Below are 21,861 nucleotides of genomic sequence, written 5' to 3' on the forward strand. Positions count from 1 at the left end.
CTTTCAGACCATTCGGGCCCCGTTGAGCGATGGGCGCGGTGCTCTCGTGCCTGCGCGCTTATACGGTCTCCGCTTCCACTTCTACCGCTGCGGCCGGGCTCGTCCGGCTAACGCGCGCGGGGTTGCGCCGCGCGGTTTGTGCGCCCGCGATGGTGAACAGGCGCACGGCTTCGTCGAGCACGTCGGCCTGATCGGCGAGGCGCTGCGCCGTGGCGGCCGCCTGTTCGACGAGCGCCGCGTTCTGCTGGGTGGCGCTGTCGAGGTGCGCCACGGCCTGGTTCACCTGGCGAATGCCTTCGGCCTGTTCGCCGCTGGCGTTCGCAACTTCGACGATGATCGACGACACGCGGCTCACGGCCGCGTCGATCGCGTGCATCTGCGCCGTGGTGCGGGCTACCAGCTGCGTGCCCTTGCCGATCTCGCTCACGCTCGTATCGACCACCTGCTTGATTTCCTTGGCCGATGCCGCACAGCGCTGCGCGAGCATGCGCACTTCGCCCGCGACCACGGCGAACGAGCGGCCGGCTTCGCCCGCGCGCGCGGCCTCGACGGCGGCATTCAGCGCGAGGATGTTGGTCTGGAACGCGATGCCGTCGATCACGCCGACGATATCGCTGATGCGCCGCGACGCATCGGTAATGCCGACCATCGTGTGTTCCACCTGACCCGCGATCGAGCCGCCTTCGGCGGCGGCGGCCTGCGCTTCGCGCGCGAGATCGAGCGCGCGGGTGCTCGCTTCGGCGTTGGCCTGAACCGTGGCGGTGAGCTGATCCATGGTGGCGGCCGTCTCCTCGAGCGAGGCCGCCTGAAGCTCGGTACGGCGCGAGAGATCGACGTTGCCGCTCGAGATTTCGCGCGCGGCGTCGAGCATGCCGTCGATCTGCGAGCGCACGTCGGAGACGATGGCCGTGAGGTTCGCCTGCAACTGGTTCAGCGCCTGCAGCACGTCGCCGAGATCGTCGTTCGTGGCGATATTCAGCGTGGCGGTGAGGTCGCCCGCGGCCATGCGCGTGGAGGCGGTGGCCATCTGCTCGAGCGGCGCGCCCAGGTGGCGCGTGGTCAGCCACCAGGCCGCGGCGCTGCACACGCTTGATGCGCCGAACGCTGCCCAGAACGGCAGCGGCGGCAGCCCTTGCCATGCGGCGATACCGGCGAGCGCGAGCATGGCGGGCACGCCGGCATAACCGAGAGCGATGCGCGTGGCGATCGGCACGCGCAAGAGCGCCTGCGCGGCGCCCGCGAGCCCGGTGCGCACGATCGCGCCGCGCCGCAGACGCGCGCCGCGCAACATGCCTTCACGCATCTTTTCATAGAGCGCTTCGGCCGCGCGCACCTCCTCGCGCGAAGGCTTCACGCGCACGCTCAGATACCCCACGACGGAGCCCAGTTCGGAAACAGGCGTGACGTTCGCGCGCACCCAGTAATGGTCGCCGTTCTTGCGGCGGTTCTTCACGAGGGCGGTCCACGGACGGCCCTCGCGGATGGTGTTCCACATGTCCGAGAAGGCGTCGGCGGGCATGTCCGGGTGACGGATGATGTTGTGCGGCTGACCGATCAGCTCTTCGCGGGTGTAGCCGGAAACGGCGACGAACGCCGGGTTGCAGTACTGGATGCGGCCTTTCAGGTCGGTGGCCGAGACGAGCATCTGCGAGGCAGGGTAGTCGTATTCGTGCTGCGTGACAGGCAGGTTGTTGCGCATGGGATTCCTTGCTGGCGGGCCGCTGACGCGGCCTAACATCACTGAGCGGTATTAACGGCATATCTCCATTCGATCTTTAGGGTTTTGCGGAACCTTGATCGGTTCCGGTGGCGCAAATCCGCGGCGCGTGGAAATTTCCCTTTTGGTTCAAGGGCCAGGCGCGAGTCTCGATGAGATATGCACAGGGTTGCCCACGGAAGCTGTGGAAAAGCACTGGGGCGGGTGGGGGGCGTTGTGCGCTTATGCGGGGCGGATGGGTGTGGTTCCTGGTGCCTGCTTTTTTGCTTCCTTGCTCGAAGCGCCGGGTGGCACCGGGGTTGATGGTGGGAAGGATAACGAAGTAATCGTGCATCGTTCTGACGATGCGCGGATAATGATTCCTTTAACCGCCTCGCCCACAAAATGACGGGTAGGTCCCGTCAGGCCGTCGCCGACCATGTTTTGAACACCATCCCTAAACCTCCGCTTCACTGCGTCCGTCACCGCGGCCGCCTCCATCACCAAACGTCAAGCCTCCCGAACCAGCCGCGCCAAAGTCTTGACGGCAGATTCGATGCGCGCATCGAACGGCATGCCGTAGCTAAGCCGCAGGCAATTGCTGAACTTGTTCGTGTTCGAGAAAATCGAGCCTGGACAGATCCGGATGCCTTCGCGCAACGCTCGTTCAAATAAACTATCGGTGCTTTGCTCGTCGGACAGGCGTACCCACACCAGTAGTCCCGCCTCGGGCCGCGTTACTTCGGTACCGGCAGGGAAATGTTCGAGTATGGCTTCGACGAACTGCGTACGCTGCTGCATCAGCAACCCATTCAACCGTCGCATATGACGATTGAATGTACCGCCGGCCATGAAGTCTGCTACGACCAGTTGCGCCGTTTCCTCCGGGTGGCGCGACACCGCATACATGAGCATTTCGATTTTTTTGTGCCACTTCCCACCAAGTAGCCATCCAAGACGCAAGCCAGGGGAAAGAGACTTATTGAACGAGTTGCAATAAATAACATTGCCACTCTTGTCCCACGCCTTAAGCGGCCTCGCATCCGCCGGACTTGGCAGAAATGCGCCATATGTGTCGTCTTCAATTAGCGCAATATTATGCTTTTCGCATAGCTCAACCATTCTGGATTTCATCGCGTCGGACATTATGCTGCCAATCGGGTTTTGCACGGCGGGCATGCATACAACAGCCTGAATACTGCCTATGTGAGCAATTGCAAATTCAAGCGCGTCGATCGACATTCCGGTGCCAGGATGCGTGGGGATCTCGATTGCTTTCAACCCGAGCGATTCAATAATCTGAAGTATCCCGAAATAGGTCGGCGATTCGATCGCCACCACGCCGCCTGGGCCAGTAACCGCCCTTAGCGCCAGTGACAGTGCCTCACTGCAACCGTGCGTAACCAGAATCGCATCAGCGTCGGCATGCATCCCCCGGCTTACCAAAAAACGCGAGATCGCCTCCTTCAGTTTGCGCACGCCATCAGGTCGCGGGCCAGTTTCGTACATGCTCGGCTTCGCACGGAGCATGCGCAACATGTTGTCGCGCAACGCTGCGCCAGGATACAGCGAGGGGGCGCATACCGCTCCGCCCAAATCGACCTTCAGGGGTTGCGTAAGAGCGCGCGAGAGAGTTGCCGAAATCCGTTCGTGCACGCCGATGTAGTCCGCCGGATTGATCCACTCATCTGTTTCATCCGCTTTCTTTTCAAACACCTCTTTCAGGCTGGATATGTTTTGTATCGGATTGCGAACGAAATATCCGGATCGCGGTTTCGCTTCGACATAGCCCTGCTTTTCGAGCGCCCGGCACGCCTCGACCGCCGTTGAGATGGAGACACCATGAAGAGCCGTGATATCGCGCAATGACGGCAATCTCTCACCTTCCGCCAGAGCCCCGTTCTGGATGGCCTTCGCATAGTGTTCCGCGATCAGCCGATATTTCTTTTGCATTTTCTCCATCGCGAAAGCCAATATAGATTGGGAAAAATTATACAGAAACAGCCATTCTCAGGTGGGATCTGTATTCGGCTATTTGCTGATGTCTTGTGCCTGTATCTCATAAATTAATTCGACGACGATGGCGAACGCCGTGTACATAACGGAAAAAGAGCGCGCCAGCATGGGCAAAGCGTTGTGTGATACGCCCCGTGCCCAGACGTCACCCATGGCTCGTCGCCGCACCAGCAGCCCTTGCTGTCAGGCACCGATGTTCTCGGCGGCACCCTGCTGGAAGCGACCCTCCGACAAGCCTTAAACGTTGGTCGAGACAAGCGCTTGATTTATGCAACAAGGCCCATGAGACCGGGCACCTTAGCCGCCACGCCATACAGAGCAGCGTGTTAAATCGTCAAAAAACTTGACATCTTCTTCCGGAGCGACAGTGGAAGCTGAAAAATTCAAGGCCTACAACGCAAAGTCGATTGCTAGCTCTCCGTATTGGTCACGTGTTCCGGAGGAGATAAAGGGTGCGCTCGCATCAGTATCCAAAGTGTTACCGTTCAGAACAAACGAATACGTATTGCGCGAATTGATCGCGTGGGACAGCGTGCCTGACGATCCGGTGTTTCGCCTGACGTTCCCACACCCCGACATGCTACCGCGCGAGGACTACAGTCGACTGCGCGAACTGCTGTCAAATCCGTCGAATGAAGCCGCTGCTTCGCGATATATCGCCACGCTGCGTCACCGGATGAATCCCCATCCGGCCGGCCAGATGACGCACAACGTGCCGACTTTCGACGGCCGGCCATTGCCGGGGCTTCAGCACAAATACAAGGAAACGGTGCTGTTTTTCCCGGCGGCCGGTCAGACCTGCCACGCTTATTGCACCTTTTGCTTTCGCTGGCCGCAATTCATCGGCGCGGAAAACATGAAGTTCAACGCGCGTGAATCGGACGAGCTGATCCAGTATCTCTTGCGTCATCCAGAGGTCACCGACGTGCTGATTACCGGCGGCGATCCGATGGTGATGAATGCGGAATCGCTGGCCGGCTATATCGAGCCGCTCCTGCTGATTCCGCATCTGCAGAACATCCGGATCGGTACGAAGTCGGTGTCCTATTGGCCGCAACGCTTTGTGACAGACAAGGATGCGGATGCGCTGATGCGTTTGTTCGAGCGGGTCGTCGGTCACGGCAAGAACCTGTCGATCATGGCGCACTACAACCATCCGGCGGAGTTGCGGCCGGAACTGGCGAAACGCGCGATCAAGCGGATCACCGGGACCGGCGCGACGGTGCGGATGCAATCGCCGGTCGTGCGCCATATCAACGATTCGTCCGAAGCCTGGCAGGAGTTGTGGACGACGGGCGTACGTCTCGGCGCGATTCCGTACTACATGTTCGTCGAACGGGACACCGGCCCGCAGCGCTATTTCGAGCTGCCGCTCGCCGAGGCCTACGAGATCTTCAAGGCCGCCTATCAGGGAGTATCCGGCCTGTCGCGCACGGTGCGCGGGCCGTCCATGAGCACGCTATACGGGAAGGTGGTAGTCGACGGCATCGCGACGATCGGGAACGAAAAGGTGTTCGTGCTGCAGTTCCTGCAGGCGCGCAATCCCGACTGGGTTCGTACACCGTTCTTTGCGAAGTTCGACCCCGCAGCAGTGTGGTTCGACGAACTTCAACCGGCCTTCGGCGAGTCCGCCTTCTTTTTCCAGAACCAGGGCCGGCCCGCGTCGCGCCAACCCGTCTATCTGCACCGTGACATCTCATCCGAACATCAACTCACTCTCGCAAGCCAAGACGATGACGAAATCAGTTCAGGTAGAACTGCTGTATCAACTTTGCGAAAAAGCGGCAGCCGAACGCGGTCTCAGTGAACAGCACGCGACATGGTTCGCACAAGGGCTGATCCGCACCTCGCTGATGGGGATCGACACGCACGGTGTGCGCCTCCTGCCTCTGTATCTGCGCGAGCTTGACGAAGGCCGCAGCAACGCGCGTCCGAACATGGAGACGGTACGGCAGTTTAACGGCACCGCGCTCATCCATGCAGATTCGGCACCCGGTGTTGTCGCAGGCGCTCATGCCGCCCGACTCGCGAGCGACCTCGCATTGGAGTACGGCGTCAGCGTGGTCACTGTCGGTCACTCCAATCACTTCGGCGCCGCGTCGGTCTACGGCGAGCGGATCGCGTCGCAAGGGTTGATCGGCATCGTGACCACGAGCGCCGCCGCGCGGATGGCGCCCTTCAACGCGAAGCGCGCGATGTTCGGCACCAACCCGATCTGCTTCGCCGCGCCGGCTCGCGGCACCGATATGTACCTGTTCGACATGGCGACGAGCCAGATCTCCTACTCGCAGGTCAAGCACTTCCGCCGCAACGGCCTCGAGCTAATGCCCGGATGGGCGCTGGACCGGGACGGCCACCCGGTCAGTGACCCCGCGCTTGTCGAATCGCTCGCGACGCTCGGCGGATACAAGGGTCAGGGACTCGCGATGATGGTGCAAATCCTCAGTTGCCTGTTGACGTCGATGCCATTCGATCACCAGCTATCGCATCTGGATGCCGAACCGTACAGCCACGGCCGCCAGATCGGTCATTGCCTGATCGCCATGGATCCGGCGCGCTTCGGTTCGCTCGATGACTTCAGGGCTGGCGTGTCCGAACTCATGCAGACGATTCGCGCAACGCCCGCTACAGAAGGGGCGCACGTGCAGATCGCCGGTGATTCGCAGAAGGCCTCAATCGCCCGACGCACACAGGAAGGCATTCCACTGAACGACGACGAGCTTCGCGGCCTGTCCCAGGAAGCACAGCGTCTCGGCCTCGCCCACATTTTTTCGCGCGATGAAGCGCACAAGGAGTTCGCATGACTGGCACCCCGACTGTCCCGTTCGACCAGCGCGACGGACATATCTGGCTCGACGGCGAGTTCGTCGAATGGAAGCACGCGAAGATTCACGTGCTCACACACGGGTTGCACTACGCGAGCTGCGTATATGAAGGCGAGCGCGTCTATTCAGGCAACGTATTTCGCCTGCGCGAGCACACGGACCGGTTGTATCGCTCCGCGCAGATTCTCGACTTCGAGATTCCCTATTCGAAAGAGGCACTCGAAGCGGCGACCGCGCAACTGATCGAGCTGAACGGCATTGTCGACGGGTATGTGCGGCCGGTTGCATGGCGCGGTTCCGAACAGATCTCGACCTCCGCGCGCGCGAGCCGCATCCATGTTGCGCTCGCCTGCTGGAGCTGGCCGAGCTACTTCGATCCGGAAGCGAAGAAGCGCGGCATCACTCTCGAAACCGCGCAGTGGCGCCGGCCGCCGCCTTCGTCGAGCCCCTGTCAGGCGAAGGCATCGAGCCACTATATGATCGCGACGCTGTGCAAGCACCATGCGGAAGCGAATGGCTTTCAAGATGCGCTGATGCTCGACTGGCGCGGCCGGATCGCCGAAGCGACCAGCGCGAACGTATTCTTTGTGCGCAATGGCGAACTGCATACGCCAACGCCGGACTGCTTCCTCGACGGCATCACGCGGCAGACGGTCATTGACCTGGCTCGCGAGCAGAACGTCAACGTGATCGAACGCGAGATTCTCCCCGACGAACTGGACTCGTTCAACGAGTGTTTCGTGACCGGCACCGCCGCCGAGGTGTGTCCGGTCAGCCGCATCGACCAGCACGCGTTCATGCCGTCGGCGATTACGTTCGATCTGATGACCGCGTATTCGGACCGCGTGCACAACCGTCGGGGAGTCGCTGTCCATGACTAGCGAGCCCGCTTTCGATCAGTTGCGGACGGCCTCGCCGTTCGATGCCGCCTCCGCGGAACTAGAGCGGCAGGGCTGGACCGTGCTGCCGCCGCAGGCGCTCGAGGCCGGCGTGCGGGCCGCGCTCGCGCGGTTCGGCACAATCGTGCCGCAATACAACGGTGAGGACACCTGGGAGGTCAAGGTGAAACCCGGCTTCGAGAAGTTGCCGTACTCACAGAGCAGCAACGGCATTGGTCCGCACACCGAAGTGCCGGTCGGCGATCCGCCGCCGCGTTATCTCGCGTTGCACTGCCACCGTCAGGCACGCTGTGGACAGGGCCACACGAGCCTCGCGGACGGCGCCGCGTTTTGCCGCTCACTGGACGCGAAACTGCAAAAGTACGTCCATGACGTGCCGGTGCAATTCGCCGCCACGCTCAAGCCGGGGGGCGCTTACCGGCAGATGCTGTCCGCACCGATCCTAAGCCGGGAGAGTGGGCGCCCGATTTTCCGCTTTAGCTTCAACCAGTTCCGATACGGCGACGTGAACCCGTCGGAGGCTGCGCTGAACGATGCATCCAGGCAGCCCGACACGGATAACCCGCTCGTCCGACTCGCGACGCTCGCGGCCGCGTATTTCGAATCAGACGCGCAACCCGTACTGATCCCAGATGGCCATCTGCTGATCTGGGACAACCACCGGCTGTTTCACGCCCGCAGCACATTTTCGGACCCCGCGCGCCATCTGACGCGGTACTGGCTGCATTCCAGCTAACCGAGGGATCATCCAATGACGAATGTAAACACGGCGCTGATCGCGCAACTCAACAACGCCTGGCCGCGCCGAGCGACCGTCTGCGATATGGAGCGATTCCGCGTGGAAGGCGAGTTCGACGCGAAGCGGCCGGACTATCCGGTCGCGCTCGTGCCATTCTTCGAGCACGAAGGCATCCAGCGACTCGATGAGCCGCTGAAGCGGCAAATACTCTCGTGGGGCTGGATTGGATACAACCGCCGCACGGTCGCCGCCGAAGATCACGTCGTCAATCCGGCATTGAACTATCTGGCCAGCGAAATCCTGCCGGACGACGACTGGATCTTCACCGAGTCGATCCGGCAAACGCTGATCGATGAGCACTATCACACGCTGATGCATCTGAACGCGATCCAGCGCACGCGTCACCAGCGTCAGATCGATATTGACATGGACTTGCCCATGTCGATTACCTACCTCGAGCTCGAGAAACTGAAACAGCAACTGGTCGAGCCCTGGGAGAAACAGCTTGCGGCAGTCGCCTTTGCGACGGTCGCGGAAATCAGTGTCAACGCGTTCCTGGACATTCTCGCTGACGACGAGACGATCCAGCCGCAGAACAGCAGCGTGGCGAAGCTGCACAACCGCGACGAGTACGCGCACAGCAAAATGCTCGGCGAGATCGGCAAGGTCGTATTCCACCGCCTGACTCCGAAGCAGAAGGCATTTTTCGTCGCTACGCTGCCGCTCGCACTACGCGCGTTCGTCGCGCAGGATTTTTCGATGTGGGAAGCGATCTTGAGGCAACTGAAGGTGCCGAACGCGGCGGGCATCATTCGCGACTGCCAGCAGCCGGGCAAGGAAACCGCGCTGACCCGCGATTACAGCGGCTTGCACCGTCTCGCGGACGAACTCGGCATTCTTGGCGAACTGGACTTCAACTTCGACGGCGATCGCGCAAGCGCCGCTGGTATGCAGCGCACAAATTGACGAGCACATCTCCCAACCTCTTTCCGAATCGACCCATGACCGACCTGGAAACGCCACTGTATGAGGTCTACGCGCTTCGTATCGGCAGCAACGCGCAACGCACCGCGCGTGAGAACTTCTTCTTCGATGCATGCTGTGGGCCGCCCGATGCATCGATGCCTCTTGATTATTTCTTCTGGGTGATCCGCGACGGCGCGCGCACCGTCGTGGTCGACACCGCGTTTCCGGTGTCGACCGGAGCGCGCCGCGACCGGCAGATGCTTCGCTCGACCGGCGAGGCACTGGCCGCACTGGATATCGATCCAGCCAAAGTGACCGACGTGATCGTCACTCATCTGCACTGGGACCACGCGGGTAACCTCGATCTGTTTTCGAACGCGCGCGTGCACTTGCAGGGTGCAGAACTGCGCTTCTGCACCGGCGCCGATATGCAGCATAAGCCGTTGCGCAAGCTCTACGAGCGCGACGACGTAATGCAGACCGTCAGCATTCTGTACGACGGCCGGCTTGTCGTGCACGAAGGCACGAAGACGTTCGCGCCAGGCATCGAGATGTGCCTCGTCGGCGGCCATACCCCGGGCAGCCAGGTGGTTCGCGTCGCGACGCGTCGCGGCAACCTCGTGCTTGCCGCAGACGCAGCGCATCTCTGGGCGAACGTGCGCGGCCGACGGCCGTTTCCTATCCTGCACGACCTGGCGAAGATGCTCGACGCGTTCGAAACGATCGACGCGCTCGCCGACGGTCCCGACCACGTGATACCTGGTCACGATCCACTCGTCGCTACAACATTTCCGCGCTTCGGCAACGACCCGAACACGTTCTGTCTTCACGAGGACCCGCTCTGCGGCCGGGCGAGCCGATCGACGCGGGAGGGCGGCTGACATGAGCGAGACCGTCACCCGGGGCAAACTGTTCGAGTACAACCAGTACCGCAGCCATTTCGCCGATGCTCAACCCAACGCGGTCGCATGGGCGTGGTCGGACATCGTCACCGGACTCGCCGCCTCGCGGCACGGGGAGCGAGGCACCTTCACGCTGTCGAAGGACGGCGCGGCGGCCGGCTGCGAGATCCTGCCCGGCATGGCCGTCAACGTGCAGGTCGTACAGGCTGGCGCGTCGACGCGGCCGCATGCGCATGCATGGTGGCATCTGTTCGTCGTGCAATCGGGTAGCGGCACCGCGTATCTCGGCGCGGACCCCGAGCCGGTGCGGCTTGCCACGCGTGATCTGCTGCTCGTGCCGGCGTGGTGCGACCACGCATTCCAGTGCGATCCACACGACGCGCTCATCCTGTTCAGCGCCAGCAATCTGCCGCAGCAAACCGGGCTCGGCAACCAGAAGGCCAGCGAACCCGTAGACGAACCAACAGGGACGGGACACCATCCATGAACTCCTCGAATCATGCGCCCATTGGCTTGTCTCAGGACCGCGGGGATAGGTACCGCTGGATCGTACTCGGCGTTGCCGCGCTCGCGCAGACGGCGGCGTCGATCACCGCGCAAGGGATCTACACGCTGATCCCGTCCCTTCAAAATGCCTTTCATCTGTCCGAGGCCACCGCCGCGCTGGCGGTTTCCGCCCTGAATGGCGGCCAGGTCGTGACGATGCTGATGCTCGGTTGGCTGATCGACCGCTTCGGCGAACGTTATGTCGTCGCGTTGACCATGGTGGCAATGGGTGTCGCGGCGCTGGCCGGTTCGTTCTTGTCGGCCAGCTTTTCGATATTGCTACTGTTTTTCGTGATGATCGGTACTTCGTATGCGTCGGTGCAACCCGGCGGCACGCGAGCGATCGTCCGCTGGTTTCCGCCCAACGAGCGCGGGATGGCGACCGGCGTGCGGCAGGCGGGTCTGCCGCTTGGCACTGCGGTTGCGGCGATGGTGTTGCCGCTGATCGCCGCAACCTATAGCTGGAATGCCGCGCTCGCGGTGCAGGGCGTGATCGGCATCGCCGGCGGTATCCTGTTCGGCCTTCTACATCGTGACGATCGCGGCCTGCAAGGCGCTGCCGCGGCCACCCCGCCGAATCTTCTGAAGGCAGTCAAACTCGTGATCGGTCATTCGGCGCTGTGGCCGGTGATGCTGGCCGGCGCGGTGATGGTCACGTTTCAGTACACCTTCGCCACGCATGCCATTCCGTTTGTCGCCGCGCACTTTCACTATCCGGTCGTCGCTGCCGCGCTACTGTTCTCCGTATCGCAATGGATCGGCATTCTCGGGCGTATCGGTCTCGCGTGGATCAGCGACCGCTTCTGGCCAAACCGCCGCGTACGCTCGCTCGGGCTCAGCATGGCCATTTGCGTCGCGGCAACGATGTCACTGCTGGTGCTGCCGACTGGCGCAGGCCATGTTCCTCTGACGGCGATTTTCTGCGTGATCGGACTGTTCGGCGTCGGCTGGTATCCACTCTATCTGCTGCAAATCGCGGAGATGGCGCCGAAGTCGGCGGTCGCCTCGACGATCAGCTTCTCAATGACGCTCAACATGGTGTCTATCTGCATCATGCCACCGCTGTTCGGCGTGATAGTCGACCACTTTGGCTACGGTTCTGCGTGGAGCGTGCTGATGTTAGTGGTTGTGTCCGGGATCGCTGTGCTGTGGAAAGGCGCGGCAACCGCGGAGCGCGCTCGCGTGAGCGTATGAACTTCGGCCCGGCGAGGCACGTTGCCCCCTGAACAGCCGGTGCAGCTTCGCCGCCCCCCATATTTATTCCAGTTTCCAGTTGCCTTAAAGGAACTCTAGATGAGCAAGAACCCGATCTATCTGTACGTCGGCGCCGATTGCATCAGCGCGTTCGCGATGTCCGCTTTCGTCGTCCTGAAAGAGAAAGGCCTCGACTTTGATCTGCGCACTGTCGATCTGAAGAATGGACAGCAACACAGTTCCGCGTATCGCGAGATCTCGCTGACACGCCGCGTGCCGACGCTGCTGCACGGGAACTTCGCGTTGTCCGAATCGTCGGCAATCGCCGAGTATCTGGACGAGGTTTATCGCGCGCCGGCGCATGCTACCGTCCTACCTGCGGATCGCGAGACGCGTGCGCAGGCGCGCCAACTCCAGGCGTGGATCCGCAGCGATTTCATGCCGCTGAAAAGCGAGCGCCAGGCCGACCGGATCTATTTTCCAGAGCCGGTCAAGCCGTTGTCGGACCCGGCTCAACGGGCATGCGACAAACTGCTCGCGGCCGCGGACCGCTTGATCAGCGACGACCGCTACGGTGTGTTCGGCGACTGGTGCATTGCCGATACGGACTTCGCGCTGATGCTGAATCGGCTCATCGCGTGTGGCGACCCGGTGCCACCGAAGCTCGTCCGCTACGTGGAACGTCAATGGGCACGGCCGAGCGTACAACAGTGGGTCAATCAGAAACGGGTATAGAGGCGCGCGGAGCTGGATGACATCGCACAATCAGGAGATCGCATGAGTATTGGATATGATGAGTTCAGGAAGCAGGGACATCGCGTTGACATGTCCCGCGGCAAACCTTCGCCGGAGCAACTGTCACTGTCGGCCGGGTTGTCGAGCGCTCTGTCGGCGGACGATTTTCGCACCGCCGATGGAATCGACTGCCGCAATTATGGGATTCTGGAGGGTATTCCCGAGGCTCGGTCGCTGGGCGCAGAGCTGCTTGACGTTGCCGCATCGCAGGTTCTCGCTTGTGGCAATTCGAGCCTGGAACTCATGTACGACTTCCTGGCGGGAGGGATGCTATTCGGCATGCCGGGCTTCAGGCCCTGGAAAGAGGCGCCGTCGGTTTCCGTAGTTTGCCCTGTGCCCGGGTACGACCGTCACTTCGCGATCTGTGAAGCATTGGGCATCCGGATGATCAATGTCCCCATGAATGCCGACGGCCCCGACATGGACCGGGTTGAGGCCATCGTCGAACGGGATGAGAGCGTCAAGGGTATCTGGTGTGTACCACTCTACAGCAATCCGAGCGGTGCGATCTATTCCGGCGATGTCATTCGACGTCTTGCGTCGATGCGTGCCGCCGCGCCGGATTTCAGGTTGCTGTGGGACGACGCATACCGGTTTCACCATCTAACGGACGAAAAATTCTCGACGGTCAATGTCGTTCGTGCCTGCGCTGAGGCTGGCAACGAAGACCGGGCGGTTGTTTTCGCTTCGTTGTCGAAAGTAACGTTCGCAGGCGCCGCCATGGCATTTTTCGCATCGTCGAAGAGGAACCTGGACTGGTGGTGCGAGCGGACAAGAGTCCGCTCCATCGGTCCAGACAAGTTAAACCAACTCCGACACGTGCGTTTCCTGCGGGACCTAAAGGGCATCGAGCAATTGATGGATCGGCATCGCGAGATCCTTGCGCCCAAATTCGACTTGGTGAAAACGAATTTCGGCAACATGTTTGGAGAGCGCGATGACGTCCGCTGGACGAACCCTAAAGGTGGCTACTTCATCGATCTTTCAACGCCAGCCGGTTGTGCGGCGCGGGCCGTGACACTCGCGGCCGACGCAGGAATCACGTTGACCGCCGCTGGCGCCGCGTTTCCGTACGGCAAGGATCCGGATGATCGCCATATCCGAATCGCACCGAGTTATCCGACTCTCGCGGAACTCGAAGCGGCCACGGCAGGCATTGTGCTGTCGGTGCTTCGCGCGATCGACAGCAGGTCTGCGCCGTAACCGGCAATGCTCGCTGGGGCGTCGATGCTCAGCGGGCTTTTCGGAGGGCCGCGCCCGCGCGGCTCAGAAGCGTGCGACGCGCGAACCATGTTCGGAACCACTTGACAACCGGTACGGCGGTTGCGATTTGAATATTGACCGACGCCACAGCGGAAGATTCGCCGGACACTGTTACGCAGCACGAACGCTCCATTACGTATGAGTCGCCTTCGTGCAGTTTTAACCTGGTGACTGGCACCGCTTCGCCGAGCCAGTCGAGCGTTGGATCGAGAAACGAGAGCTGCACTGCCCCTTCCGTCGCTACCAGGTGTGCGTTGCGGGGCAGCGGAATGGCGAGCGTTTGGTTGGTGTGTAGCCTTAGTGTCGACGACGTCGAACCAGGACGAGCGATTGGATCGTGCTTGTTCATGCCCCCTCCATGGTGACAGGAGTTATGTTCCCTTCAGAGCAGGGTAGCCGCGCCATGCGCCTAAGAACAGCAACAAAAGATCTCAATTTTTCCCGATACAGATGGCGATGCAGGTTACGCCTATCACTGTTGATCCTAACCATTCGCTCGAAGAACGCGTCGCACTGGAGATAACGCGCCGCAGCCACGAATAGCTTGCCCCCTTTGCTTGTGACTAGAAGGCGTTATGCATTTTTGTTAAGGATTACAAAGTAGATGGGTATAAATACGGAAAATACGACGAAATGCAAGCCAGCCAAGGTTTCGGGCAATTGTTCGTAGTCTCTGGCCAGCCGCCGGAAGCGGTTGAGCCATCCGAAGCTGCGCTCGACCACCCAGCGACGCGGCAGCGGCACGAAGCCTTTTTTCGCCTCCGCCAGTTCTCCGAACTGTGTCCGCTCCTGTTCGTTGGCAGGCGTCACATGCACGGCAAGCCGTTGTCCCGTCTCGTCCCCGCACCGTCCTCCACATGAATATGGAAGCACGCGCCAGTCACGACCCAGCGCGCGTTGGGCTGCCAGGTCGCGCCCAGCCGGTAATGGTCGGCACGATCGGGGAGACCCGCTGGCGTATCGGGCGCCGAGTAATGCGTATAAGCAGCCTGAATCATGAACTTTTGCACGCGAATGTTCGCTCTCGCGAAGTACTCGCGCGAGGCCGTGAAGATGTTGCTGGAGCGCCCGTACTGGTCGCGCAGTTCGTCGTAGATGCGGCGCAGACCGAGCATGCTCGTGCCCCAGTCGCCGCCCTCGGCTCTCCAGCGCGTGGCGCTGCCGGATGCCGTGGAGACGTGATTGACACGCTGCGCAACAGACAATTGAAATTGTAGTTGCCTCATAAAAATAATAAGCAATGCGAATGAAGTGAAAATTGGCATTCGCAATTCATTCGCTTCCTGTGCCGGGGCAGCGCGCCGCATTCCCGCAGCATCACGTGTTTCACCCCTTGATCTGGCGCTGATTCTTCAACCCAACATCGATATCGCAAAGCTTTCAAAACATTACATTAAGACTTCAATATATTACATTTACATTAATATCTATGTAATTTTCGGAAACAAAATGAAGTATTGCTGTCGATCTCCCTACGATTGAAATAAACGGAAACATATGGAATGATATCGATTCTCATTTGAATCGCATAAACCGGTTCATTCAACAACAACAGCCAGCCTCGCGTCGTGTCCTTGCCAGTGTGAAGAAGGGCGGCCAGCCAGCCAATGCACCCGGGCCGCCGTGCGCCTTCGCGCATGCCCCGCCGCCCGGGTCTTCGTCGGACAGGGACCCCATGTTGAACAGGACGCCGCTCGCGAGTGCGCTCGCGCTGGCTTTTGCCGTGCCTTTTGCTTCCCCCGCGCTCGCGCAGAGCGCCCCCGCTACGCAAGCTGCCCAGGCCGCCGCGCCCGCTGCGGCTTCCGGCGCAGTTGCCTCCGGCGCGGCCGAAGGCTCGACGCTGCCCGCCATCTCCGTTTCGAGCCAGGCCGCCCCGCAGGACTTCCAGGCGGAACGCTCGACGGTTGGCGCGAAAACGCCCACGGCGCTGCGCGATATTCCGCAGGCGGTCACGGTCATCAACAAGGCGGTGATGGAGTCGCAGGGCGCGACCTCGTTCCAGGACGCGTTGCGCAACGCGCCCGGCATTACGATAGGCGGCGCCGAAGGCGGCCAGATCGGCAACAACATCAACCTGCGCGGCTTCACCGCGCAGAACGACATCTATCTGGACGGCTTTCGCGACCGCAACCAGTACTACCGCGACACCTTCGATCTGGACGCCATCGAAGTGCTCTACGGTCCCTCATCGATGCTGTTCGGCCGCGGCTCGACCGGTGGCGTCGTCAATCAGGTGTCGAAGAAGGCGAACCTCACGCCCTCCGCCGAAGTCTCGACGACAGTCGGCACCGACGACCACTACCGCACGAGCGTGGACCTGAACCACCCGCTCGGCGACACGGCGGCGTTCCGCCTGAACGCATTCGGCCAGTCGCTCGGCTCCACGCGTGACGAAATGAAGAGCAAGGATTACGGCATTGCGCCCGAACTGCGCTTCGGTATCGGCACGCCCACCGAGGTCACGCTTTCCGCGCTGATCCAGCACAACGACGACATGCCCGACTACGGCGTGCAGTCGATCAACGGTCACGCATTCGCACCATCGAAGAGCACCTATTACGGCCTCACCGACGACCGCACGATCCAGGACATCCAGACCGTTACGGCGCGCGTCGATCACAAGTTCAACGATCAGTTCAAGATCAGCAACCAGACGGAGTTCTCGCATTCGCTCACGGATGCGCGCGAGACCGCGGCGGGCGCCGTGCTGACCGGGCCGCTCGCCACCAGCCCGGCGCTGAAGAACGGCAACTACACCACGCTGCCGCTCACCGACCTCTACGTGAAGCTCGCGAGCCACGACCGCGTGATCGAGAATCACTCGGTCTACAACGACACGATGGCCGAGTACAAGTTCGACACGGGCTTCGTGAAGCACGACCTCATCGCGGGCTTCGAAGCGGGCCACGACAGCTACACGAATCAGGCCTATACGCGCAACAACCTGCCGATTCTCTCGCTGCTCGACCCGGTGTATATCCCCACGCCCTCGAATGTCACGCAGACGGTGGGCAACCACGCGGAGTCGGGCGCGACGTCGCTCGCGGCGTACATGAACGAAACGATGTCGCTGGGCGAGCACTGGAAGCTGGTGGGCGGCGTGCGCTGGGACCGCTTCCAGGCGCATATCGCGAACACGGTCAGCTTGCCGGCGTATGCGGCCCAGACCAATACGTTCACGAGCGTGCGTGCGGGCGCGATCTATCAGCCCACCGACTGGCAGTCGTATTACTTCTCGTACGGCACGTCGTTCGACCCGTCGCTCGAGGCGCTCACGCTCACCAACAACACGCAGGACCTCGCGCCCGAACATACGAAGTCGTACGAAGTAGGCAGCAAGTGGGACCTGCTGGGCGGCAACCTTTCGGTGACCTCGGCGCTCTTCCAGCAGGAGATGGACAACGCCCGCACGCAGACTGCCTCCGGCGAATACCTGCTGGAGGGCGACGTGCGCGTGCGCGGCTTCCAGGCGGGCGTGACGGGGCACGTCACCGACAAGTGGCAGGTGTTCGGCGGCTACACGTATATGGACGGCGTGGTGCTCCACGCGCTGGACGGCACTCAGGGCCACACGCTCGCGAACACGCCGCGCAACACCTTCACGCTATGGACCACCTACGCGTTCGCGCCGCACTGGGAAGTGGGCGGCGGCCCGACCTATATGTCGGCACGCTCCGCGGCCAACACGAACTATGTTTCGGTGGGCGGCTATACCCGCTGGGACGCGATGGCCGAATACGAGCAGAAGAAGTGGGACGTGCGGCTGAATCTGCTGAACCTCACGAACAAGTTCTACTATGACGCGCTGATCCAGTCCGATGGCGGGCGTTCGGTGCCGGGTATCGGGCGCACGTTCCTCGCGACGTTCGACTACCGGCTCTGATCGCGGCACGCCGTTCAGCTGTTTTTGCCGTGTCACGCAGTGTCACGAAAAGCGCGCACAATGCGCGCTTTTGCGCGAGCGGCAAGGAGCGCATGAACGGCGTGAACCGGTCAGGCGCGGCGCAAGGAAAGGAAACACGATGCTAGTGCACATACCGAACGTACTCACGCAAGAGCAGGTGCGCAGCCTGCGCGAGCGGCTCGACCAGGCGGGCGACGCGTGGGTGGACGGCCGCGCGACGGCCGGCTACTCGGGCGCGCCCGTGAAGCGCAATCAGCAGATCGCCGAGCACACGCCCATCGCGCGCGAACTCGGCGACGTGATCCTGGCCGCGATCGAGCGCAATCCGCTCTTCATCAGCGCCGCGCTCCCGAATCAGGTGTATCCGCCGCTCTTCAACCGCTACGAGGGCGGCATGACCTTCGGCAGCCACGTGGACGGCGCGGTGCGCGTGCTGCCCAATGGCGTGAAGCTGCGCACGGACGTTTCGGTCACGCTATTTCTTTCCGCACCCGACGAGTACGACGGCGGCGAACTCGTGATCGAGGACAGCTACGGCGTGCAGCAGGTCAAGCTGCCGGCCGGTGACATGATCGTCTATCCGGCCACGAGCCTGCACCAGGTCACGCCGGTTACGCGCGGCGCGCGCGTGGCCAGCTTCTTCTGGGTGCAGAGCCTCGTGCGCAGCGACACGCAGCGCGCGCTGCTCTTCGACATGGACACCGCCATCCAGCGCCTGAACGCGAGCGATGCCGACGCGCAGGCGCGGCGCAGCCTCGTTGGTTGCTATCACAATCTTTTGCGTATCTGGAGTGAAACGTGAGTTTTCCCGAGACTGTCGAGATCGAGGCGGCACAGCCGCCGCGAGCGGCCCACTCGCCACTCGATGCCGCCGCGCGCGAGGACCGGTCGAAGCGTTCGCGCCGCGCCACCTTCATCAAATGGCTGCGCAAGGTGCACGGCTGGGTGGGGCTGTGGGGCGCGGCAATCGGGCTGCTGTTCGGCGTGACGGGGTTCGTGCTCAACCATCGCGGCGAGCCGCTGCGCATTTCGCCGGGGGCGCCGCAGGTTTCGACGATGCAGCTCAAGCTGCCCGACCCCGCGCCCGATACGCCGCGCGAGCTCGCGAAGTGGCTCCAGTCGCAGCCGGACCTGAAGCTGCCCGCGCGCATGGGCCGCGTGCAGAAGGAACCCGAGCATCCGGTGGCCTGGGGCGACCGCGAAACGGTTCAGCCCGAGCACTGGCAACTGATGTTTTCGTCGCCGCACGAGAGCGTTTCGGTCGAGTACTGGGACGGCAACGACTTCGTCACGCTCAAGCGCAATAACAACTCGCTGCTCGCCACGCTTACCAACCTGCACAAGGGCGTGGGCATGAGTATCGGCTGGGTGCTGTTCATCGACACCTTCGCGGGCGCGCTGATTCTGCTTTCGCTGACCGGCGTGCTGCTGTGGACCGAGCTCAACAAGCGCAAGACCGTGGGCGCCGTGCTCGTGATCGGCTCGATTATCGCGGCCGTGTGCGCGGGGCTTGCCTGACCGGCGAGGGACCGGATGACCGCCCAGGCGCGGCGATCAGTCCTCCTGATCGTTCACGCCGCGCCGGCGCAGCAGATAGGTATCCATGATCCAGCCGTTCGCGTCGCGCGCTTCGCCGCGCACGCGTGCGATCTCCTCCTTCACTTCGCTCAGGCGCCCGGACAGCAGGATCTCGTCGGGCGTGCCGACGTAGGCGCCCCAGTAGATGTCGAGGTCCTCGCCTGCCAGATCGCGGTAGGCGTTCTGTGCGTCGAGCATCACGACGACGCTGTCCGCATCCTCGGGAAAGCCTGCTGCGAGCCGCCGTCCCGTTGTGATTTCGACCGGCCGGCCGATGAAGTTCAGCGGCACGCGATGTTTTGCGGCCAGCGCCTGCACGCTGCTGATGCCGGGAATCACTTCGAAATCGAACGTGAGGCGGCCTTCGGCGAGTATCGCGTCGAGAATGCGGATCGTGCTGTCGTAAAGCGCGGGGTCGCCCCAGACCAGGAACGCGCCGCACTGGCCCGCTGCGAGCTCTTCGTCGATGAGCCGCTCGAACACGCGCTGCTTCTCGCGGTTCAACTCTTCCACCGCCGCGCGATAGTCGGCGCCGTCGCGGCGGCGCTCGGGGCTCGCCGCTTCGACGATGCGGTAGTTCGTGTTCTTGATGAAGCGCGCGCAGATTTCCTTGCGCAGCGCCACGAGCTTTTCCTTGGCTGGGCCCTTGTCCATGACGAAGAAGACATCGGCCGCGTTGAGGGCGTTGATGGCTTGCACGGTCAGATAGTCGGGGTCGCCGGCGCCGATGCCGATCACGAGTATGCGTTTGGTGTTCATGGTGGTGCTGTCCGTTCACTGGCTTGGGCGCCAAGAATGATAGCGCGACTTCGATCGCGCGCGAGCAGGCGGCCGCAGGCGTGGCTCGCGGCGCTTCCGATTCGCGAGGGTAATTTCCTTCAATACGCGCCGGCGCCTGGCGCTTACGCTCATCCTCATGATTCATCGCCCGCCGGGCGTAACGAGGATGAATGTGAGCATGACGCTTTCCATGGCCGCCTTCGCGCTGGCCATGTCGATTACCCCTGGACCCGTCAATGTCGTCGCGCTGGGCGCGGGCGCGCGCTATGGCCTGCGCGTGAGCCTGCGCCACGTGACCGGCGCGACGGTGGGCTTCGTGCTGCTCCTGCTGCTGATCGGGCTGGGCCTGCGCGAACTGCTCGTCGCGTGGCCGTGGCTTACGCGCGCGATCCGCTGGACGGGCGTGGCTTTCCTGCTCTATGTCGCGTGGCGTCTTGCCGTCGATGACGGCAACGTCGAAACCGATTCCGACGCGCGCGGCCCTTCGCTGATGATGGGCGCGACCATGCAGTGGCTCAACCCGAAGGCATGGCTCGCATCGGTGGCGGGCATGGGCGCCTATGCGGCGTCGGGCGAAAAAGCGCTGATCTGGCAGTTCGCCGCGATCTACTTCGTGATCTGCTATCTGTCGATCGCGTGCTGGGCGTGGGCGGGCGCCGCGCTGCGCCAGGCGCTGCGCGAACGCGTGCGGCTCGTGAACCGCAGCATGGCCGCGCTGCTCGCGGCCAGCGCCCTCTGGTTGCTGGTGACCTGAACCGCGCCTCGCACGCTTATGCGTTGCCGCGATACTGTCCCGGCGTGGCCGCAACGAACTGGCGGAATGCCCGCTGCAAGTGAGCCTGATCGGCGAAGCCCGCATCGGCGGCGACTTCGGCAATCGCGCGGCCGCGCCGCAACTGCGTGCGGCTGAACTCGATGCGCCGGTTCACCACATAAGCGTGCGGGGTCATGCCGTACTGCTCCCGAAACGCGCGGATCAGATACGAAGGCGAGAGCTCTGCCGCCGCGCAGATGTCTTCGAGCTTGAGTGCACGCGTGTAATTGCCGTCGATATATTCGGCGGCACGCGCGAGGCGATGATTCGGCTCGCGCCCTGTGACGGGCGCCGGGTTCAGCGTCTGCTGCAGCATCGAGAAATAGGCCGTTACGGCGCTTTCCTTGTGCAGCGTGTCTGCGTGCTCGTCGGTGAGCAGTGCGTAAAGGCGGTTGAGGCCCGCGAACAGATCGGCCCGCAGACTCAAGGTCTGCTCGAACGCACGAAAGCCCTGCTTCGGGCTAAAGCCGAGTTCCTGCTGAAGCCGCGCTAGCCAATCCACATCGAGATAGAACATGCGGTAGGCCCACGGCGTGTCCTTCGCCGGATTGCACGCGTGCACCACATCCGGATTGATGACGACAATGGCGCCTGCGCCCACGTGTTCGAGCGAGCGCCCGTTCAGATAGGTGCTGTGCCCGCCCGTGACCGCGCCGATGGAGAACGTGCTGTGCGCGTGCGCGCCGTAGCGCACGTTGCGGCCGTCGGCAATCGCGCGCGCTTCGACGAACGGCAGCGCGCCGTCGCGCCAGAACTGGGGCACGGTGTCGGCGGATTGCGCCGCGGAATGATGCGCGGATTGAGAGGATGAGGCCACAAAGTCTCCCCGGATGAAAGGCAGTGTTTCATCTTATCGCAAGGTGCAACGATGCGCTGGCGACGAAGGCGCTGCTCATGCGCATGCGAGCTTATATTCCTATGAAGATTCACAACAGCGTCACACA

General features: G+C 62.3%; 20 protein-coding genes and 2 pseudogenes. 14 read left to right on the forward strand and 8 right to left on the reverse strand.

All coding sequences use genetic code 11. From position 1 onward, the window contains the following. Positions 1-58: 58 nt before the first annotated feature. The 3 genes from BFE01S_RS19805 to BFE01S_RS44430 all read right to left on the reverse strand — a co-directional run bounded on the left by BFE01S_RS19805 (position 59) and on the right by BFE01S_RS44430 (position 3,865). Positions 59-1,699, reverse strand: a complete 1,641-nt coding sequence (locus BFE01S_RS19805) for a methyl-accepting chemotaxis protein (RefSeq protein ID WP_028226993.1) — start codon at positions 1,697-1,699, stop codon at positions 59-61. Between the two features lie 507 nt (positions 1,700-2,206). Beyond that, a complete protein-coding gene (locus tag BFE01S_RS19810) occupies positions 2,207-3,649 on the reverse strand; it encodes an aminotransferase-like domain-containing protein (RefSeq protein ID WP_028226994.1) in 1,443 nt (480 codons plus the stop codon). Between the two features lie 78 nt (positions 3,650-3,727). Then, positions 3,728-3,865 carry a hypothetical protein gene (locus tag BFE01S_RS44430; protein WP_156967081.1) on the reverse strand — a complete coding sequence of 46 codons (138 nt, stop codon included), beginning with the start codon at positions 3,863-3,865 and terminating at the stop codon, positions 3,728-3,730. 214 nt (positions 3,866-4,079) lie between these two features. Here BFE01S_RS44430 and BFE01S_RS39390 point away from each other — a divergent pair, with 214 nt between their 5' ends. From BFE01S_RS39390 to BFE01S_RS19865, 10 genes are all read left to right on the forward strand, one after another. After that, a complete protein-coding gene (locus tag BFE01S_RS39390; RefSeq protein ID WP_245621146.1) occupies positions 4,080-5,519 on the forward strand; it encodes a KamA family radical SAM protein in 1,440 nt (479 codons plus the stop codon). Next, the gene (locus BFE01S_RS19825) at positions 5,446-6,516 is read left to right on the forward strand and encodes an Ldh family oxidoreductase (protein ID WP_028226995.1); all 1,071 of its coding nucleotides are present in this window, start codon (positions 5,446-5,448) and stop codon (positions 6,514-6,516) included. The genes BFE01S_RS39390 and BFE01S_RS19825 overlap by 74 nt, the downstream gene beginning before the upstream one ends. Beyond that, the gene (locus BFE01S_RS19830; protein ID WP_028226996.1) at positions 6,513-7,418 is read left to right on the forward strand and encodes a branched-chain amino acid aminotransferase; all 906 of its coding nucleotides are present in this window, start codon (positions 6,513-6,515) and stop codon (positions 7,416-7,418) included. The genes BFE01S_RS19825 and BFE01S_RS19830 overlap by 4 nt, the downstream gene beginning before the upstream one ends. Continuing rightward, a complete protein-coding gene (locus BFE01S_RS19835) occupies positions 7,411-8,172 on the forward strand; it encodes a TauD/TfdA family dioxygenase (protein WP_042338003.1) in 762 nt (253 codons plus the stop codon). Before BFE01S_RS19830 ends, BFE01S_RS19835 begins: the two co-directional genes overlap by 8 nt. Before the next feature lie 15 nt (positions 8,173-8,187). Continuing rightward, positions 8,188-9,141, forward strand: a complete 954-nt coding sequence (locus BFE01S_RS39395; RefSeq protein ID WP_042338005.1) for a diiron oxygenase — start codon at positions 8,188-8,190, stop codon at positions 9,139-9,141. A 35-nt stretch (positions 9,142-9,176) separates the two neighbouring features. Next, positions 9,177-10,022: an N-acyl homoserine lactonase family protein gene (locus BFE01S_RS19845; RefSeq protein WP_028226998.1), complete on the forward strand. Its 846-nt coding sequence runs from the start codon at positions 9,177-9,179 to the stop codon at positions 10,020-10,022. A gap of 1 nt (position 10,023) precedes the next feature. Next, positions 10,024-10,530, forward strand: a complete 507-nt coding sequence (locus BFE01S_RS19850; RefSeq protein ID WP_028226999.1) for a cupin domain-containing protein — start codon at positions 10,024-10,026, stop codon at positions 10,528-10,530. Then, a complete protein-coding gene (locus tag BFE01S_RS19855) occupies positions 10,527-11,783 on the forward strand; it encodes an MFS transporter (RefSeq protein ID WP_028227000.1) in 1,257 nt (418 codons plus the stop codon). Before BFE01S_RS19850 ends, BFE01S_RS19855 begins: the two co-directional genes overlap by 4 nt. Before the next feature lie 99 nt (positions 11,784-11,882). Beyond that, positions 11,883-12,518 (forward strand): glutathione transferase, encoded by a 636-nt coding sequence (gene yfcF / locus BFE01S_RS19860; RefSeq protein WP_028227001.1) that lies wholly within the window; start codon positions 11,883-11,885, stop codon positions 12,516-12,518. 21 nt (positions 12,519-12,539) lie between these two features. Beyond that, positions 12,540-13,781, forward strand: a complete 1,242-nt coding sequence (locus BFE01S_RS19865) for an aminotransferase class I/II-fold pyridoxal phosphate-dependent enzyme (RefSeq protein WP_281177406.1) — start codon at positions 12,540-12,542, stop codon at positions 13,779-13,781. A 28-nt stretch (positions 13,782-13,809) separates the two neighbouring features. On the opposite strand, the gene BFE01S_RS44435 is transcribed toward BFE01S_RS19865, so the two are convergent. The 3 genes and pseudogenes from BFE01S_RS44435 to BFE01S_RS44440 all read right to left on the reverse strand — a co-directional run. Beyond that, the gene (locus tag BFE01S_RS44435) at positions 13,810-14,190 is read right to left on the reverse strand and encodes a hypothetical protein (protein WP_156967082.1); all 381 of its coding nucleotides are present in this window, start codon (positions 14,188-14,190) and stop codon (positions 13,810-13,812) included. A 224-nt stretch (positions 14,191-14,414) separates the two neighbouring features. Further along, positions 14,415-14,597: pseudogene (locus BFE01S_RS19870) on the reverse strand (transposase); the annotation flags it as partial. Between the two features lie 80 nt (positions 14,598-14,677). After that, positions 14,678-14,974 (reverse strand): annotated as a pseudogene (locus BFE01S_RS44440) (porin); the annotation flags it as partial. 542 nt (positions 14,975-15,516) lie between these two features. On the opposite strand from BFE01S_RS44440, the gene BFE01S_RS19880 reads away from it, so the two are divergent. The 3 genes from BFE01S_RS19880 (at position 15,517) to BFE01S_RS19890 (ending at position 19,263) form a co-directional block, all read left to right on the forward strand. Then, a complete protein-coding gene (locus BFE01S_RS19880; RefSeq protein ID WP_028227005.1) occupies positions 15,517-17,724 on the forward strand; it encodes a TonB-dependent receptor in 2,208 nt (735 codons plus the stop codon). 139 nt (positions 17,725-17,863) lie between these two features. Continuing rightward, the gene (locus BFE01S_RS19885) at positions 17,864-18,547 is read left to right on the forward strand and encodes a Fe2+-dependent dioxygenase (protein WP_028227006.1); all 684 of its coding nucleotides are present in this window, start codon (positions 17,864-17,866) and stop codon (positions 18,545-18,547) included. Further along, complete coding sequence (locus tag BFE01S_RS19890; protein WP_028227007.1) at positions 18,544-19,263, forward strand: PepSY-associated TM helix domain-containing protein; 720 nt, start codon at positions 18,544-18,546, stop codon at positions 19,261-19,263. Before BFE01S_RS19885 ends, BFE01S_RS19890 begins: the two co-directional genes overlap by 4 nt. Before the next feature lie 36 nt (positions 19,264-19,299). Here the strand turns inward: BFE01S_RS19890 and cobF are convergent, their stop codons facing one another. Next, positions 19,300-20,082, reverse strand: a complete 783-nt coding sequence (gene cobF / locus BFE01S_RS19895) for a precorrin-6A synthase (deacetylating) (RefSeq protein ID WP_028227008.1) — start codon at positions 20,080-20,082, stop codon at positions 19,300-19,302. A 193-nt stretch (positions 20,083-20,275) separates the two neighbouring features. Here cobF and BFE01S_RS19900 point away from each other — a divergent pair, with 193 nt between their 5' ends. Further along, complete coding sequence (locus BFE01S_RS19900) at positions 20,276-20,857, forward strand: LysE family translocator (protein ID WP_028227009.1); 582 nt, start codon at positions 20,276-20,278, stop codon at positions 20,855-20,857. A 16-nt stretch (positions 20,858-20,873) separates the two neighbouring features. Here the strand turns inward: BFE01S_RS19900 and BFE01S_RS19905 are convergent, their stop codons facing one another. Then, on the reverse strand, positions 20,874-21,734 hold the full coding sequence (locus tag BFE01S_RS19905; RefSeq protein ID WP_028227010.1) for an AraC family transcriptional regulator: 861 nt from the start codon (positions 21,732-21,734) through the stop codon (positions 20,874-20,876). Positions 21,735-21,861 lie beyond the last annotated feature (127 nt).

The organism is Paraburkholderia ferrariae NBRC 106233, from assembly GCF_000685035.1.
Lineage (GTDB): Bacteria > Pseudomonadota > Gammaproteobacteria > Burkholderiales > Burkholderiaceae > Paraburkholderia > Paraburkholderia ferrariae.

Bases quoted from the DNA above. Each gene is read 5' to 3' on its own strand.
- BFE01S_RS19880 (WP_028227005.1), top strand. From the start codon at position 15,517: ATGTTGAACAGGACGCCGCTCGCGAGTGCGCTCGCGCTGGCTTTTGCC.
- BFE01S_RS19845 (WP_028226998.1), top strand. From the start codon at position 9,177: ATGACCGACCTGGAAACGCCACTGTATGAGGTCTACGCGCTTCGTATC.
- BFE01S_RS44435 (WP_156967082.1), bottom strand. From the start codon at position 14,190: ATGAACAAGCACGATCCAATCGCTCGTCCTGGTTCGACGTCGTCGACA.
- BFE01S_RS19835 (WP_042338003.1), top strand. From the start codon at position 7,411: ATGACTAGCGAGCCCGCTTTCGATCAGTTGCGGACGGCCTCGCCGTTC.
- BFE01S_RS19825 (WP_028226995.1), top strand. From the start codon at position 5,446: ATGACGAAATCAGTTCAGGTAGAACTGCTGTATCAACTTTGCGAAAAA.
- BFE01S_RS19830 (WP_028226996.1), top strand. From the start codon at position 6,513: ATGACTGGCACCCCGACTGTCCCGTTCGACCAGCGCGACGGACATATC.
- BFE01S_RS19855 (WP_028227000.1), top strand. From the start codon at position 10,527: ATGAACTCCTCGAATCATGCGCCCATTGGCTTGTCTCAGGACCGCGGG.
- cobF (WP_028227008.1), bottom strand. From the start codon at position 20,082: ATGAACACCAAACGCATACTCGTGATCGGCATCGGCGCCGGCGACCCC.
- BFE01S_RS39395 (WP_042338005.1), top strand. From the start codon at position 8,188: ATGACGAATGTAAACACGGCGCTGATCGCGCAACTCAACAACGCCTGG.
- BFE01S_RS19885 (WP_028227006.1), top strand. From the start codon at position 17,864: ATGCTAGTGCACATACCGAACGTACTCACGCAAGAGCAGGTGCGCAGC.
- BFE01S_RS19810 (WP_028226994.1), bottom strand. From the start codon at position 3,649: ATGCAAAAGAAATATCGGCTGATCGCGGAACACTATGCGAAGGCCATC.
- yfcF (WP_028227001.1), top strand. From the start codon at position 11,883: ATGAGCAAGAACCCGATCTATCTGTACGTCGGCGCCGATTGCATCAGC.
- BFE01S_RS44430 (WP_156967081.1), bottom strand. From the start codon at position 3,865: ATGGGTGACGTCTGGGCACGGGGCGTATCACACAACGCTTTGCCCATG.
- BFE01S_RS19805 (WP_028226993.1), bottom strand. From the start codon at position 1,699: ATGCGCAACAACCTGCCTGTCACGCAGCACGAATACGACTACCCTGCC.
- BFE01S_RS19850 (WP_028226999.1), top strand. From the start codon at position 10,024: ATGAGCGAGACCGTCACCCGGGGCAAACTGTTCGAGTACAACCAGTAC.